Raw genomic sequence first — 16,288 nt, 5'->3', positions numbered from 1 at the left:
CACGCAATGGCCAAGATCAAGGTGAAAACCCCCGTCGTCGAGCTCGACGGCGATGAGATGACGCGGATCATCTGGGCGTGGATCCGTGAGCGCCTGATCCTGCCCTATCTCGACATCGACCTCGAATATTACGACCTCGGCATCCAGAAGCGCGACGAGACCGAGGATCGCGTCACTGTCGAATCCGCGCGCGCGATCAAGAAATACGGCGTCGGCGTGAAGTGCGCGACCATTACGCCGGACGAAGCGCGCGTGCAGGAATTCGACCTCAAGAAGATGTGGAAATCGCCGAACGGCACGATCCGCAACATCCTGGGCGGCGTCGTCTTCCGCGAGCCGATCGTCATCAAGAATGTCCCGCGGCTGGTGCCGGGCTGGACCGACCCGATCGTCGTCGGCCGCCACGCGTTCGGCGATCAGTACAAGGCGACCGATTTCCGCGTCCCTGGCCCCGGCAAGCTCCGCCTGGTGTTCGAAGGCGACGACGGCACGCTGATCGACGAGGAAGTGTTCCAATTCCCGTCGTCCGGCGTCGCGATGGGCATGTACAATCTCGACGATTCGATCCGCGATTTCGCCCGCGCCTCGTTGAACTACGGTTTGCTCCGCGAATGGCCGGTGTACCTCTCGACCAAGAACACGATCCTGAAGGCCTATGACGGCCGCTTCAAGGATATCTTCGCTGAGGTTTATGAGAATGAATTCAAGCCTCAGTTCGAGAAACTTGGCATCGTCTATGAGCATCGCCTGATCGACGACATGGTGGCCTCCGCGCTCAAATGGAGCGGCAAGTTCGTCTGGGCCTGCAAGAATTACGATGGCGACGTGCAGTCGGATTCGGTCGCGCAGGGCTTCGGCTCGCTGGGCCTGATGACCTCGGTGCTGCTCTCGCCCGACGGCAAGACGGTCGAGGCGGAGGCGGCGCACGGCACCGTCACCCGCCACTTCCGCATGCACGAGCAGGGCAAGGCGACCTCGACCAACCCGATCGCTTCGATCTTCGCCTGGACCGGCGGTCTGAAATACCGCGGCCGCTTCGACGACACGCCGGACGTGGTCCGCTTCGCCGAGACGCTGGAGCGCGTCTGCATCCAGACGGTCGAAAGCGGCCAGATGACCAAGGACCTCGCCATCCTGATCGGCCCCGACCAGCCCTGGATGACCACCGAGCAATTCTTCGAGGCGATCCGCGCGAACCTCGAAAAAGCGATGGGGAGCTGGAGCTAAGACAGCCCTTCCCGTTCGTTTCGAGCGAAGTCGAGAAACGAGAGCGCCGAGCCAGGTGCTTCTCGACTTCGCTCGAAGCGAACGGACTATCTATTCCGGTTTGAACGCATCCGGCGAGCGCACATGCTCTCGCCGGATGCCGAGGCCGACCAGCCGCGCGGGGATCCGGCGCAGCAGCGGGAACCAGTCGAACAGCCGCAACACGAACGGCACTTCGTCGACCATCGCCTTGCTCTCGATCAGCGGTTTCAGCAGCCGCTCGTGCACGGCCTTCTGCGCCGCTTGCGTGACCCGCACCGGCATAATCCGTCGCTCCTGCACCTTGGGCAGCAACGCGTCGACCGGCTCGCCGCGCGCCATCGGGGCGGCGAGAATGTTCGCGGCCGCCACCGCGTCTTGGATCGCGAGATTGATGCCGACGCCGCCAACCGGCGACATCGCGTGCGCGGCATCGCCGATCGCGAGCAGCCCGGGCCGGCTCCATTGCTCCAGCCGGTCGAGCGACACCGACAGCAATTTCACCTGGTCCCAGTCGGTCAGCGTGCCGACGACGTCGGCCAGTTCCGGCGCCGCCTCGCCGACCCCGCGCCGGAACGCCTCGATCCCCCGCGCCTTCAGCGCCTCCGCCCCGCCTTTCGCGACGACATAGGCGCACTGCCAATAATCGCCGCGATCGAGCTGCACGACCAGCGTCCCCTTGCCGAACGTGCCGCCGGTCATGTTCTGGCTGCTCCGCCCTTTCGGCAGCCGGAACCACAGCACGTCGATCGGCGCGCCCAAATCGCGCTTCGGCAGGCCGGCCTTGTCGCGCAGCACGGAGCGGCGACCGTCCGCGGCGATGGTCAACCTGGCGCGAACCTCCTCCCCGCTCGCCAGCCGCACGCCCGCAACCCGGTCGCCGTCGAACAGCAGGTCCGTCGCCTCCGCCTCCATCCGCAGCGCAAAGGTCGGATATTTGCGCGCCTCGTCCGCCAGAAAGTCGAGGAAATCCCATTGCGGCATCAACGCGATGAAGGGGCACTTCACGGGCAGATGCCGCGTGTCCGCGATGGTGATCCGCCGGTTCGCCACTCGCGCGGTCAGCGTCTGCACTTCGTCATGCGGCCGCTGAAGGAACGCGTCGAGCAAGCGCAGCTCATCCATCAGCTCCATCGTCGACGGGTGGACGGTATCGCCGCGGAAATCGCGCAGGAAATCGGCGTGCTTCTCCAGCACTAGCGTGTTCACGCCGGCCCGCGCAAACAGCAGCCCGGCCATCATTCCCGCCGGCCCGCCGCCCGCGATCACAAGATCATGCACGGCCATGCTCCTTTCGGCTGACAAGCGCCGCGCCTGCCGCTTAAGAGACCAGGGTGTATACTCATATCTGGCATCGAGCGTGATCGCCTGGAGAGGCGCGCTGGCGAGGAGCGCAGCGCGGACGCGTAGCCGAAGCTACGCGCAAGCAAGCGACGCGGCCAGCGCGCCTCTCCAGACGACCCCTCCGGGGCGAGGCGTCTTTTGGCCTGTGGAGGGCGTCGCTCGTCGGTCACGATGTTTGCACATCGATCCCTCCTCGCTCCTACCCACAGGCCAAAATACGGCTCGTCACGTCGACGCCAGATATGAGTATACACCCTAAAGTGGCATTCGCACTCAACTCAACCGGCTTCTCGGACGCGCTTGTGATCCTTGGCGCGGCCGGAATCGTCATCCCGGCCTTTGCGCGTTTTCGGGTCAGCCCGGTGATCGGCTTCATCCTGGTGGGCGCGCTGGTCGGCCCGTTCGGGCTCGGCCGCCTCGTGCCCGATCATCGCTGGCTCTATTACCTGACGATCACCGACAGCCACGCGATCGAGCCGTTCGCGGAGCTCGGCATCATCCTGCTGCTGTTCGCGATCGGGCTGGAGCTGTCGCTCCGACGATTGTGGGACATGCGCGCGCTGGTGTTCGGCGTGGGCGCGGCGGAGCTGGCCGTATCCGGCCTGCTGATCGGCCTTGCCCTGCTGGCCCTCGGGCAACCCTGGACCGGCGCCTTCGGCCTTGGTCTGGCGCTCGCCCTGTCGTCGACCGCGCTCGTGCTGCCGATGACGGGCACGCAAGGCCCGGTCGGCCGCCCGGCCTTTGCGATGCTGCTGTTCGAAGACCTTGCGCTGGTGCCGATCATTTTCCTGCTCGGCGCGGTCGGTGCCGGTGGCGACTCCGCCCTCGCCAATCTCGGCACGACGGCGGGCGCCGGCATCGCGGTCGTCGCTGCGCTGCTGATCGCCGGCCGTTTCCTGCTGCCGCGCCTCTTCGCCCAGGCCGCGCGCGCGAAGAATCCGGAGCTGTTCCTGGCCGCCAGCCTGCTCGCCGTCATCGCCGCCAGCCTTGCGACCAGCGCGGTCGGGCTGTCGCCGATCGTCGGCGCGCTGATCGCGGGCCTCAGCATCGCCGAGACCGAATATCGTGGCGAGGTCGAATCGATCACCGCCCCGTTCCGCGGCCTCGCGCTGGGCGTGTTCCTGATCACCGTCGGCATGAGCATCGATCTGGGCGCCGTCGTCGCCAATTGGTCGTCGCTGCTGATGGCGATCGTCGGCGTGATGCTGGTCAAGACGGCGGTGACCGCCGTGCTTCTCCGCCTCGCCGGGTCCGCGCGCGGCGCGTCGATCCAGACCGGCCTGCTGATGGCCTCCCCTTCGGAAACGACGCTGATCGTTCTCGGCGCGGCCGCCCAGGCGGGGCTGATCCAGGCCTCGACCGCCGGCTTCTGGCAGATGGTGACGGCGCTCGGCCTGACGCTGACGCCGCTGCTCGCCCGGATCGGCCGCGACCTTGGCCGGCGGCTGGAGATCGGGCCCGACGAGCCGGTCGAGGCGGTCAAGCCCGGCACCGTGATCATCGGCTTCGGCCGCGTCGGCCGCATGGTCGCCGACATGCTGGCAGCGCACGACAAGCCGTTCGTTGCGATTGACTCGGATATCGACGCCGTCGCTGCTGCCCGCGGCGAGGGCTACAAGATTCTGTTCGGCGATGCCTCGCGCGCCGACGTGATCGACCGGCTGCGGCTCGGCCATGCCGACGCGCTGATCCTGACGATGGACGATCCGGTGCTGAGCGTGAACCTCACGCGCCGGGTGCGCGGCTGGGTGCCTGATCTTACCATCGTCGCCCGTGCCCGCGACATCGACCACGCCGCCGAGCTCTACCGCGCCGGCGCAACCGATGCGGTCCCCGAAACGCTCGAAAGCTCGCTCCAGCTGTCGGAGGCCGTGCTGGTCGATCTGGGCGTCGCGATGGGCCCGGTGATCGCCTCGATCCACGAAAAACGCGACGAGCTTCGCCGCGAGATCAAGGAAGCCAGCGATCTCGATCGCAACCCGCGCCTGCTGCGCACCCGCCTCAGCGACCTGAAGTCCCAGGGAGGATGATGGTGCGGGCGGTCGGACTCGAACCGACATGACCGAAGCCGCGGCATTTTGAGTGCCGTGCGTCTACCAATTTCGCCACGCCCGCGCGCGGTCGCGATCGCCTAGCGGAGAGCGCGCCGCCCCGCAACCGGCTGCGGAACGCCCGGCTCGCCCTGCCGTTTGTTACGGCCATGGAAGAACCTCGCCTGGGCCGCGGCTATGCCGAGTTGGTCGAAGCAATCCGCGCGCGCCGCTGCCTGCTGTTCGCCGGCGCCGGCCTTTCGATGGCGGTCGGCCTGCCCTCCTGGTCGCAGCTGGTCGATCACATGCGGGCAGAGCTGCACCTTTCGGAGGAGGACAGCGATGCCGATTACCAGATGCTCGCCGAATATTACCGGCTGCAGCAAGGCAGCATCGGGGCGCTCCGCAGCTGGATGGACCGTACCTGGAGCGTGTCCGAAGCAAAGGTCGCGAAATCGCGGCTTCACGACCTGATCGTCCGCCTCGACTTCCCGATCCTCTATACGACCAATTACGACAACAATCTGGAGGTCGCGTACACGCTTGCCGACCGCCCCTTCGTGAAGATCGTCAACGCGCGGGACCTTGCCCGGGCAGAGGATGGCCGCCCGCAGATCGTCAAGTTCCATGGGGATTTCGAAGCTGACAGTTCGCTGGTGCTGGCCGAAACCGACTATTTCGACCGCCTCAATTTCGATTCGCCGCTGGACGTGAAGTTCCGCGCCGACGCGCTCGGCCGCACGATCCTCTTCATCGGCTATTCGATGTCGGACCTGAACATCCGTCTCCTGCTCCACAAGCTCTGGCGCACCTGGGCGACGACAGGGCGGATCAAGGACCGGCCGCCGTCCTTCGTCTTCGCCGCCCGGCCCGATCCGGTGCGCGAAGCCGTGCTCGGCCAATGGGGGATCACGGTGCTGGGCAGTCAGGAACGCGATCCGGAAAAGGCGCTGGTCAGCTTCCTGGACCAGCTCGTGAAGGATGTCGGAGCCTCTTGAGCGCCGCCCCGCTTCGGCGCACACTCCGCCCATGAACGCGCTCACGCCCACGCCCGGCCAGCTCGCGCTCGCCGACAGCCTCGCCGACGGCTCGGTCAAGCGCGGTGAGACGATCACCGCGGTGCCCGCGTCGGCCTATACCGATCCCGCACGCCACGATCGCGAATGGGCCGCGCTGTTCATGGGCATGCCGAACGTGATCGCCCCCTCTGCGCTGCTGCCGGAGCCGAACATGGCCGTGCCGCACGACGGCTTCGGCAAGCCCTTGCTCGTCACGCGCGACAAGGCGGGCAAGGCACACGTGTTCCTGAACGTCTGCCAGCATCGCGGAACCCGCTTGGTGGAAGGCGGCGATCCGGTCTGCGCCCCGCGGCTGATCTGCCCCTACCACGCCTGGTCCTACACGCTCGACGGCCGGCTGTCGGGCCTGCCCCGGCCCGATACCTTCCCCGGGCTCGACAAGAGCACGCATGGCCTGAAGGAGCTGCCGAGCCTCGAAGCCGACGGCCTGATCTGGTTTGCCTTCGACGCGGCGGCGGATTTCGATGCGGCCGAAGCGCTGGGCCATGACTTCGACGCGTTCAATCTCGTTGGTCAGCATCTGTTTGCGCGTCACACCCATGACGTGAAGGCGAACTGGAAACTGATCGTCGACGCCTTTTCCGAAAGCTATCATGTGCAGCGGCTGCATGCCGGGACGATCGGCCCGATGTTCCAGGACGGCGTGACGGCCGGCGACCGGGTCGGTCCGCACCAGCGCTCCGCCGTCGGGCGTGCCGCGCAGCTTGCCGAGCTCGACCGCAAGGACTGGGCCGCGCTGCGCTCTGCCGTCACCTACGCCTATCAGATCTTTCCGGGCGGCATCCTGATCGTCAGCCCCGATTATGTGAACCTGATGGTGCTGATGCCGCAGGCGGTCGACCGCACGCTGGTCGAGGATTTCATGCTCATTCCCGAGGCGCCGACGACGGACAAGGCGCTGTCGCACTGGCAGCGCAGCTGGCAGCTGCTCGATCAGGGCGTGTTCGGCGGCGAGGACTTCCGCGCCGCCGCGCTGGGGCAGCAGGGCCTTTCGACCGGCGCGATCGACCATCTGACGCTCGGCACGCTCGAAACCGGCATCCGCGCCTTCCACGACCAGGTGGAAATGCGGCTTTAGCAAAGTCCTCCCCGAGCTTGCTCGGGGAAGGGGACCGCGCGAAGCGCGGTGGAGGGGCCGGAGCGAAGCGGAGGGTCAGCGGTCCTCCCCCGGCTCGAGGCCCGCGGTGCGGCCCCTCCACCACTCGCTTGCGCGAGCGGTCCCCCTCCCCTCGGCTACGCCGATGGGAGGACTTTACGCCGCCGATGCGTTGTCCGCGTAGAGCCGCAGCCCGGATGGCGCCTTTTTCACGCTGCCGCGCGAGAGCAGCGTTTCGATCGCCTCGATCGCGCCGCGCAGGTCCTTTGGCGTGAACGGCTTTTCCAGGCAGCCGATGCCGAGCGACTCCGCGCCCTTCGGGCAGCGGCCGGTGACGAACAGCACGTGCAGCCCAGCGCGGCGTGCCGCCGCCGCCACCTCGACGCCATTGCCGCCGTCGGTCAGTCCCAGGTCGACCAGCGCCAGGTCCAGCTTCTTGGACGCGATCACCTCCAGCGCCGCCTCGACGCTGTCGACGGTGCCGACCACGTCATAACCGGCTTCGGTCAGCACATGCTCGGTGTCGAACGCGATGAGCGGCTCGTCCTCGACGATCAGGATCCGCTGGATCTTTCTGGCCCTTTTCCCGAACACCATTGCCGCCCTGATTTTCCTCCGCCATGAGCGCGCCCTGTTCGCGCTCGTCCGGCCCATGAACCATAACGCATGCCGCACGGTTTTTGCGCCTGGCCAGCGAAAAGATTTTGGGAGCGATGAAGTGCCCGCGCCGCACGCTAAGTCACGGGAAGCACAACGGATCGCCAAGCTGCTTGCGCGCGCCGGCGTCGCTTCGCGGCGGGAAATCGAACGGATGATCGCGGATCGGCGAATCGCCATCGACGGCGCCGTTGTCGAGACCCCGGCGACGCTGGTCGAATCGCTCCACGGCGTCACCGTCGACGAAAAGCCGGTCCGCCCGCCTGCCCCCGCCCGCCTGTTCCGCTACCACAAGCCCGCCGGCCTGCTGACCACCGAACGCGACCCGAAAGGGCGCCCGACCATCTACGACCGCCTGCCGAAAGACCTGCCGCGCCTGATGCCGGTCGGCCGGCTCGACCTCAACACCGAGGGGCTGCTGTTGCTCACGACCGATGGCGAGCTGAAGCGCTCTCTCGAATTGCCGAGCACCGGGGTTCCCCGCACCTACCGCGCCCGTGCCTATGGCAATGTCACGCAGGCGCAGCTGGAGGACCTGATCGACGGCATCGAGATCGACGGCATCCGCTACGGCTCGATCGACGCCAATCTCGAACGCCGCACCGGCGCCAATGTCTGGATCGAGTTGACCCTCGCCGAAGGCAAGAACCGCGAAGTCCGCCGCGTGCTGGAGCATCTCGGCCTGCGCGTCTCCCGCCTGATCCGCACCGCCTACGGCCCGTTCGCCCTCGGCGACCTCCCCGCCGGCGCGGTCGACGAAGTGCGGCAGCACGACCTGGTGGTGTTCCGGAATACGCTGAAATCAGCTCCTCCCCGGAACGGGGGAGGGGGACCGCGACGCGAAGCGGCGTGGTGGAGGGGCCGGAGCGCGTCCAACTTCTTCGGCCCCACCACCGCGCGCCAAAGGCGCGCGGTCCCCCTCCCCGTTCCGGGGAGGAGCGAAGAAGAAATGAGAATCATCGCCGGCCGCTGGCGCGGGCGCACCCTCGCCGCTCCGCCCGGCGCAGGCACCCGCCCCACCGCCGACCGCACGCGCGAGGCGCTGTTCTCGATGCTCACATCCCGCCTCGGCAGCTTTGATGACTTGCGCGTCGCCGATATCTTCGCCGGCACCGGCGCGCTCGGGCTGGAGGCGCTGTCGCGCGGCGCCCGCAGCTGCACCTTCGTCGAGCGCGACCGTGAGGCGGTAACGGTCCTCAAGGCCAACATTGCCAAGCTCGGCGCCGAGGGTGCCGACGTCCGCGCACAGGCCGCCGAAGGCTTCGCCGGGGGCCCGTTCGACGTGGTGTTCCTCGACCCGCCCTATGGATCGAGCCTCGGCCAGAAAATCCTGCCGCGCCTGACTCTCGAACCCGGCGCCTGGGCCAGCATCGAAACCGCGTTCAACGAGGACGTGGACGTGCCCGGTTTCGAGGCGGACGCGGTGCGCACCCATGGCAAGGCCAAGCTGACGCTGCTCCGCAAGCTTTGACCGCAAGCGGCGGGATGGCGCAGCGTCGCCGCGCGTGCCAAGGCGCGGCCATGCAGAATGACGGCATGAACGGACGCGACTGGGCCATCCTGCTGGTCCTCTCGGTACTGTGGGGCGGATCCTTCTTCTTCCTCGCGGTCGCGCTGAAGGAGCTGCCGCCGATCACGATCATGCTGCTGCGCGTCGCGTTGGGCGCGGTGCCGCTGGTGATCCTCGGCCATCTCCGCCGCGAGCCGCTGCCGACCAGCGCCCGCATCTGGGGCATGTTCATGATCCTAGGCCTGCTCAACAACGCCCTGCCCTTCGTCCTCTACGCCTTTGCACAGCTCCGCATCGCGAGCGGCCTCGCCTCGATCCTGAACGCGACGACGCCGCTCTGGGGCGTGCTGGTCGCGCACCTGTTCACCCGCGACGAGCGTGCGACCCCGGCCAAGATCGCCGGCGTGCTGCTCGGCTTCGGCGGCGTCGCGGTGATGATCGGCACCGGCGCGCATCGGGGCGGCGAAGCAATCGCGATCTTGATGTGCCTGGCCGCGACGCTCAGCTATGCCTTCGCCGCCGTCTATGCCCGCCGCTTCCGTCCGCTCGGCATCCCGCCGCTGACGGTCGCGACCGGCCAGCTGATTGGCGCCAGCCTGCTGCTGCTGCCGTTCAGCCTCGCCCTCGAACGCCCCTGGACGATCGCGCCGCCCAGCCCCGTCACCTGGGCCGCGATCGCCGGCTTCGCCCTCATTTGCACCAGCTTCGCCTATTGGCTCTATTTCCGCCTGCTCGCCAGCGCCGGCGCGACCAACGCGCTGCTGGTCACGTTCCTGATTCCAGTTACTGCGATCCTATTGGGCGCGCTCGTGCTCGGCGAAGCGCTGGAGCCGCGCCATTATGCCGGCATGACCCTGATCGCGTTGGGCCTCGCCGCGATCGACGGCAGGCCCTTTCGCCGCCTTGCGCCGAAGCCCGCCTAGCTCTTGCCCAGCTCGCGCCAGCTCTTCTCGCTGACCTCAACGCCGAACTTTTTCGCCGCCGCCTTGATCCGCTTCCAGGCCTCGTCGCGCTCGTCGTCGCTGACGCCTTTCACCTGATCGAAGCGCGCGATCGCGTTGCGGACATGGCTCGCGTCCTCCAGCGGCTCCTTGCGCTCCTTGGGAAACGCGAATTGCTTGCTCGACAGATCGTTGCGTTCCTTCGCGTCGAGTTCGGACATGGGCAGTCTCCTTCGTGTCCCGAACGAATGGGCGCCGCCGACAGTTGCCCCTTTCGACCCCGTTCCCTACCTGTTCGCAAGTGAGTCTCCCCGCCCCTTCCCCTGACGACCCGCCCTATCTGCGCGGCCTGAACCCGCCGCAGCGCGAAGCCGTGCTCACCGCGGAGGGCCCTGTGCTCGTCCTCGCCGGCGCCGGCACCGGCAAGACGGCGGCGCTGACCGCGCGCCTCGCGCACCTGATCTACACCCGCCGCGCCTGGCCGTCGGAAATCCTCGCCGTCACCTTCACCAACAAGGCGGCGCGGGAGATGCGGGATCGGATCGGCCGCATGGTCGGCGACGCGGTCGAGGGCATGCCGTGGCTCGGCACCTTCCACTCGATCGCCGCCAAGATGCTCCGCCGCCATGCCGAGCTGGTCGGGCTGCAATCGAACTTCACGATCCTCGACACCGACGACCAGCTCCGGCTGCTGAAGCAGATCATCGCCGCCTCCGATCTCGACGAGAAGCGCTGGCCCGCCCGCCAGCTCGCCGGCCTGATCGACAAATGGAAGAACCGCGGCTGGACACCGTCAGACGTGGACGCCGGCGAGTCCGAGCTGTTCGCCAACGGCCGCGGCGCCGATCTCTACGCGCAATATCAGGCGCGGCTGAAGGCCGTGAACGCCTGCGATTTCGGCGACCTGCTGCTCCACATGCTGGTTATCCTGAAGACCCGCCGCGACGTGCTGGAGCAGTATCAGAGCCGCTTCAAATACATCCTGGTCGACGAATATCAGGACACGAACGCCAGCCAATATCTCTGGCTCCGCCTGCTCGCGCAGCAGCGCAAGAACATCTGCTGCGTCGGCGACGACGACCAGTCGATCTACTCCTGGCGCGGCGCCGAAGTCGCGAACATTCTTAGGTTCGAGAAGGATTTCCCCGGCGCCGTTATCATCCGGCTGGAACAGAATTACCGCTCCACCCCGCACATTCTCGGCGCCGCCTCCGGCCTGATCGCGGAGAATTCAGGCCGGCTCGGCAAGACGCTCTGGACCGAGCAGGGCGAAGGCGAGAAGGTCCGCGTGCTCGGCGTCTGGGACGGCCCGGAAGAAGCGCGCCGTGTCGGCGAGCTGATCGAGGATCACCAGCGGCGCGGCGGCAGCCTCGACGATTGCGCGATCCTGGTCCGCGCCCAGTTCCAGACCCGCGAGTTCGAGGACCGGTTCATCGCGATCGGCCTCAACTACCGCATCGTCGGCGGCTTCCGCTTCTACGAGCGGCAGGAAATCCGCGACGCGCTCGCCTATCTGCGCGTGGTCAACCAGCCAGCCGACGACCTCGCCTTCGAACGCATCGTCAACACGCCGAAGCGCGGCCTGGGCGACAAGGCGCTGGCGAAGGTCCACGCTCTCGCCCGCGCGCAGGGCATCCCGCTGACGCTCGCGGCCGCCCGCATCCTCGACACGGACGAGTTGACGCCCCAGGCGCGCCGCGCGCTCGGCAACCTGATCGGTGACATCGCCCGCTGGCGCGACATGGCCGGCCAGCTTCCGCATCCGGAGCTTGCCCGGCAGCTCCTCGACGAAAGCGGCTACACGGCGATGTGGCAGGCCGACCGCTCGGCCGACGCTGCTGGGCGGCTCGAAAACCTGAACGAACTCGTCCGCGCGATGGAGGAATATGAAACCCTCGGCGCGTTCCTCGAGCATGTCAGCCTCGTCATGGACAATGACGAGCGCGCCGGCGGCGAGCAGGTGACGATCATGACGATCCACGCCGCCAAGGGCCTGGAGTTCGACACCGTGTTCCTCGCCGGCTGGGAAGAAGGCGTGTTCCCGTCGCAGCGCTCCCTGGACGAAGGCGGCAATGCCAGCCTCGAAGAGGAACGCCGCCTCGCCTATGTCGCGATCACCCGCGCGCGGAAACGGGCATACATCCTCCACGCCGCCAACCGCCGCATCTACGGTCAGTGGACCAGCTCCATCCCCTCCCGCTTCGTAGGCGAATTGCCCAAGGCGCATATCGAGGAGGAAACCAGCATGACCGGCGGCGAAAGCCTCTGGCGTGCCAACTGGTCCGAACGCGCCGACCCGTTCGCCAACGTCGCCAGAGGCACCGGCCGCGGCCCCGGCTGGCAGCGCGCTGCGTCCGTCGGCGGCTACCAGACCACCCCCTCCCGCGTCGTCGAAGCCCGCGCCAGCGCCGTCAGCCTCGGCAACAAGGGTCGGTCGGACCTGGCCCTCGGCCAGCGCGTCTTCCACCAGAAATTCGGCTACGGCACGATCGCCGAAATCGAAGGCAACAAGCTGGAGATCGACTTCGAGCAGGCCGGGCGCAAGCGCGTGATGGACAGCTTCGTGAGCGCGGGGTGAGCGCTCCTCTTGAAAGACGGAGGGACCGCGGCTTCGACCTATCGCGGATCTCAGCCCCTCTCCCCTTGCGGGAGAGGGCGACTCGCGCTGCAGCGCGAGCGGGGTGAGGGGGAAACTCGGACTTCGGCGTTTCCCCCTCACCCTCCCACGCCCGCTCTGCGGGCGCGGGCCCCTCCCTCTCCCGCAAGGGGAGAGGGGCTGAACATCCGCTTTCCACCCGAAGCGGACGTTAGTGGCTAATTTGGGACTATTCCCCACCATCCCTAGTCGCGAAGAGCTCTGCCGAAGCCGCCTTGCGACGCCGGTTTCGAACCAAGCCCGGCAGCTTCCCCTGAGCATCGGCGCCCCCTTCACCCGAACCGGCCGCGATTCGACTTCACTGCGCCGAATCCGAATAACCCGCCGCAAATGGACCGCCTAACCGAATAGTCTTCTCCATTTTCCCTAAAAAAACCACGCACCTCTTTTGCGCGGCCTGATACGGATAACCCAACCAAAGATCGTTCCAGATCATGGCGATATAGGTCGCACCTGCTGCCGCAGGCCAAGAGGGGGGATAGGCATGACATTTCGGTCCCGTGTTCGCGTCGGTGCAAGCCTGCTGGCGTTCGCAAGTTTCGCGCTGGTCGGCGCCTCGGCGGCCCAGGCGGATGTGCCCGACGATCCCTCCAATCCGCTCGCGCAGCTTCACTACCGGATGATCGGGCCGGGCGGGAACCGCATCGCGGCGGTCACCGGCGAGCCCGGCAATTCGCAGGTCATCTACGCCGGCGCCGCCGATGGCGGCATCTGGAAGACCAGCGATGCCGGCATCAACTGGAAGCCGGTGTTCGACGACAAGGACGTCTCCGCGATCGGCGCGCTCACGGTGGCGCCGTCGGATCACAAGGTGGTGTGGGCCGGAACCGGCGAGACCTGGATCGTGCGCCCCGATTATTCGATGGGCAACGGCGTCTACAAATCGACCGACGGCGGCGAGACCTGGACCCATATGGGCCTGGAGCTGACCGGCCATGTCGGCCGCATCCTGATCGATCCCAAGGACTCCAACATCGTCTATGTCTGCGCGCTCGGCCAGGCCTATCGCCCGCAGCAGGAGCGCGGCATCTACAAGACCACCGACGGCGGCAAGACCTGGACGCGGTCGCTGTTCGTCGACGAGAATACCGGCTGCTCCGAGCTGTCGATGGACCCCAAGGATCCGAACACGGTCTTCGCCGGCATGTGGCAGGTCGATATCAAGACCTGGAACCTGAACAGCGGCGGCAAGGGCAGCGGCGTCTATGTGACGCACGATGGCGGCAAGAGCTGGAGCAAGGTGGCCGGCCACGGCCTGCCCGCCGCGGACAAGGTGATCGGCAAGGTGGCGGTGCAGGTCGCGCCGACCGATCCGAACCGCGTCTACGCGCTGATCCAGGAAGACACGCCCCGCTTCTATCGCTCCGACGATGCCGGCAAGACCTGGCGCGTCGTCAACCAACAGCACGTGCTGTCGGAACGCTCGTCCTATTACACGCGCTTTGCGGTGGCGCCGGACGACGAGAATTTCATCTATGTCGCGGCGGTGCGCGTCGTCTATTCGCATGACGGCGGCACCACGATCGAAGAGGCCGAGGATCTGCCCGGCGACGTGCACGACGTCTGGTACGATCCGCTGAACCCAGCCCGCGTGATGATCGCCCACGATCACGGCCTGACCGTCAGCGTCAACAACCGGAAGTCTTACGAGACCTTCGCCCTTCCGGTGGCGCAGATGTATCACGCCTTCACCGACGACCAGATCCCCTACAACGTCTACGGCAACCGCCAGGACGAGCCCACCTTCCGCGGGCCCAGCAACAATATCTATGCCGGCCGAGGCGGCGCCCCGTCCGGGGGCAAGATCACCGCGGCGGACTGGACCCAGATCGGCGGCTGCGAACCGGGCTTCTCCATTCCCGACTGGAAGGACAACAACATCGTCTGGTCCGGCTGCTATAATGGCGACCTGACGCGGATGGACCTGCGCAGCGGGCAGATGCGCTGGGTGTCGCCCTGGCCGTCGGCCGCCTACGGCTGGGCGCCCAAGGACGTGAAGCAGCGCTTCCACTGGTCGATGCCGATCGCGATCTCTCCGCACGACAACGAGAAGGTCTATGTCGGCAGCCAGAATGTCCACATGACGCAGAACGGCGGTCAGTCCTGGCAGGTGATCAGCCCGGATCTGACCGGCAACGACAAGACGCACCAGCTCGATTCCGGCGGCATGCACGCCGACAACCTGATGGTGTTCGAGGGCTCGGCCCTCTACTCGATCGCGGAATCGCCGGTGCAGGCAGGCCTGATCTGGACCGGCGCCACCGACGGCACGGTCAGCATCACGCGCGACGGCGGCAAGACCTGGGAAAACGTCACCAAGAACATCACCGGCATGCCGCCGCTCGGCATCATCTGGAGCATCGAGCCGTCGAAATTCGACGCCGGCACTGCCTACATCGTCAACAACATGCAGCAGTCGACCGGCGACTATAACGCTTATGTCTACAAGACCGCCGATTTCGGAAAGACCTGGAAGCTCATTTCCGGCGGCATTCCGAAGTCGGTCAACAGCAGCGCCCACACGCTCGCGGAAGATCCGACCCGGCCGGGCCTGCTCTATCTGGGCACCGACAATTTCATCTACGTGACCTGGGACGATGGCGACCACTGGTCGCTGCTGCGCAACAATATGCCGCCCGCACCCATCTACTGGCTGACTGTTCAGAAGCGCTATAACGACCTGGTGGTGGCGACCTATGGCCGCGGTTTCTGGATCCTCGACGACCTGAAGCCGATCCAGGAATTCGACAAGGCGAAGGCAAGCAGCGCGCCCGTCACTTTCTTCAAGCCGCGCGACACCTATCGCTACCGCGCGATGAACAACACGCACGCGATGGACACGTACAACAAGGCGGTGGGTGACAATCCCCCGCCGGGCGTGCCGCTGAACTATTACCTGAAGGCGCCCGCGCGGAGCGTGAAGATCACGGTCCTCGACAAGGACGGCAAGGTCGTGCGTCAGCTCACCGGTCCGGGGAAGGCCGGCGTGAACCGCCAATGGTGGGATCTGCGCCACGATGCGCCGACCACCGTCAAGCTGCTCAACAGCCCTCCGGGCGAGCCGTGGGTGACGGTCGGCAAGGACGGCTGGCGTCCGCTGGTCCACTGGCGCCGCTATGCCGATGGCCCGGTGGTCGCGACCGGCGACTATACGGTCAAGATCGACGCCGACGGCCAGGTCGCGACGCAGCCGCTCAGCGTGCTGCGCGATCCGAAGAGCATCGGCTCCGATGCGACGATCAAGGCCAATACCGACTTCCTGCTGGGCGTCGTCGCTGACCTCGATAGCGCGGCCGCTGTGATCAACCGCATCGAGCAGGTCCGCAAGCAGATCAGCGACCTGCGCGAGCAGCACGGCAGCGATCGGGCTTACGCGAAGCAGATCGCTGCCGGCGACAAGCTGGATGCGCAGCTGAAGGACGTGGAATCGCTCTACTTCCCGCTGCAGCTCACCGGTAAGATCGAGGACGCGTTCCGCGTGCCGACCCGGATCTACGGCAACCTCGCCAATCTCGGCTGGCTGACCGAGGGCGGCGCGGACCTGCCGCCGACCGACCAGGCCGTGCAGATGCGCGCCGAGATCGAGCAGCAGCTCGCCAGCGCCAAGCAGAAGGCCGACGCGCTCGAGCAAAAGGCAATCCCGGCCTTCCTCGCCAGCGCGCCGTCCAACTAACCCGCCTATATAGACGGCGCTTTCGACCCGTTCCTGCCATCAGCCCCTCTCCCGCTT

The 16,288-nt window shown here is 66.8% G+C and carries 11 protein-coding genes, 1 tRNA gene and 1 pseudogene; 9 read left to right on the top strand and 4 right to left on the bottom strand.

Going from position 1 to position 16,288, the window contains the following annotated elements; genetic code table 11:
- Positions 1–6: 6 nt before the first annotated feature.
- A complete protein-coding gene (locus tag SCH01S_RS03240) occupies positions 7–1,227 on the top strand; it encodes an NADP-dependent isocitrate dehydrogenase (RefSeq protein ID WP_046347347.1) in 1,221 nt (406 codons plus the stop codon).
- Positions 1,228–1,317: 90 nt separating this feature from the next.
- On the opposite strand, the gene SCH01S_RS03235 is transcribed toward SCH01S_RS03240, so the two are convergent.
- Positions 1,318–2,526 carry an FAD-dependent oxidoreductase gene (locus SCH01S_RS03235; protein WP_439645798.1) on the bottom strand — a complete coding sequence of 403 codons (1,209 nt, stop codon included), beginning with the start codon at positions 2,524–2,526 and terminating at the stop codon, positions 1,318–1,320.
- Between the two features lie 323 nt (positions 2,527–2,849).
- Here SCH01S_RS03235 and SCH01S_RS03230 point away from each other — a divergent pair, with 323 nt between their 5' ends.
- Positions 2,850–4,619: a cation:proton antiporter domain-containing protein gene (locus SCH01S_RS03230; protein WP_157032781.1), complete on the top strand. Its 1,770-nt coding sequence runs from the start codon at positions 2,850–2,852 to the stop codon at positions 4,617–4,619.
- Here SCH01S_RS03230 and SCH01S_RS03225 read toward each other — a convergent pair.
- A tRNA-Leu gene (locus SCH01S_RS03225) sits at positions 4,620–4,704 on the bottom strand.
- Between the two features lie 85 nt (positions 4,705–4,789).
- On the opposite strand from SCH01S_RS03225, the gene SCH01S_RS03220 reads away from it, so the two are divergent.
- Positions 4,790–5,617: an SIR2 family protein gene (locus tag SCH01S_RS03220; RefSeq protein ID WP_046347344.1), complete on the top strand. Its 828-nt coding sequence runs from the start codon at positions 4,790–4,792 to the stop codon at positions 5,615–5,617.
- A gap of 31 nt (positions 5,618–5,648) precedes the next feature.
- Complete coding sequence (locus tag SCH01S_RS03215) at positions 5,649–6,776, top strand: aromatic ring-hydroxylating oxygenase subunit alpha (protein WP_046347343.1); 1,128 nt, start codon at positions 5,649–5,651, stop codon at positions 6,774–6,776.
- Between the two features lie 174 nt (positions 6,777–6,950).
- Here the strand turns inward: SCH01S_RS03215 and SCH01S_RS03210 are convergent, their stop codons facing one another.
- Positions 6,951–7,391, bottom strand: coding sequence for a response regulator (locus tag SCH01S_RS03210; RefSeq protein WP_046347342.1), 441 nt, complete (start codon positions 7,389–7,391; stop codon positions 6,951–6,953).
- A 34-nt stretch (positions 7,392–7,425) separates the two neighbouring features.
- Between SCH01S_RS03210 and SCH01S_RS17460 the strand changes: the two are divergent.
- The 3 genes and pseudogenes from SCH01S_RS17460 to SCH01S_RS03200 form a co-directional block, all read left to right on the top strand.
- Positions 7,426–8,259: pseudogene (locus tag SCH01S_RS17460) on the top strand (pseudouridine synthase); the annotation flags it as partial.
- A gap of 141 nt (positions 8,260–8,400) precedes the next feature.
- Positions 8,401–8,922 (top strand): 16S rRNA (guanine(966)-N(2))-methyltransferase RsmD, encoded by a 522-nt coding sequence (gene rsmD, locus SCH01S_RS17455; RefSeq protein ID WP_169746350.1) that lies wholly within the window; start codon positions 8,401–8,403, stop codon positions 8,920–8,922.
- 50 nt (positions 8,923–8,972) lie between these two features.
- Positions 8,973–9,884 carry a DMT family transporter gene (locus tag SCH01S_RS03200; RefSeq protein ID WP_052733761.1) on the top strand — a complete coding sequence of 304 codons (912 nt, stop codon included), beginning with the start codon at positions 8,973–8,975 and terminating at the stop codon, positions 9,882–9,884.
- On the opposite strand, the gene SCH01S_RS03195 is transcribed toward SCH01S_RS03200, so the two are convergent.
- The gene (locus SCH01S_RS03195) at positions 9,881–10,123 is read right to left on the bottom strand and encodes a DUF6582 domain-containing protein (protein WP_046347340.1); all 243 of its coding nucleotides are present in this window, start codon (positions 10,121–10,123) and stop codon (positions 9,881–9,883) included. The genes SCH01S_RS03200 and SCH01S_RS03195 overlap by 4 nt on opposite strands.
- 80 nt (positions 10,124–10,203) lie before the next feature.
- Between SCH01S_RS03195 and SCH01S_RS03190 the strand changes: the two genes are divergently transcribed.
- Complete coding sequence (locus SCH01S_RS03190; RefSeq protein ID WP_046347339.1) at positions 10,204–12,480, top strand: ATP-dependent helicase; 2,277 nt, start codon at positions 10,204–10,206, stop codon at positions 12,478–12,480.
- 562 nt (positions 12,481–13,042) lie between these two features.
- Positions 13,043–16,231: a VPS10 domain-containing protein gene (locus SCH01S_RS03185; protein ID WP_046347338.1), complete on the top strand. Its 3,189-nt coding sequence runs from the start codon at positions 13,043–13,045 to the stop codon at positions 16,229–16,231.
- Positions 16,232–16,288: the final 57 nt, after the last annotated feature.

This window comes from Sphingomonas changbaiensis NBRC 104936 (assembly GCF_000974765.1).
GTDB classification, from domain to species: Bacteria; Pseudomonadota; Alphaproteobacteria; order Sphingomonadales; family Sphingomonadaceae; genus Sphingomonas_B; species Sphingomonas_B changbaiensis.
This window is presented reverse-complemented; position numbering and strand designations above follow the sequence as displayed.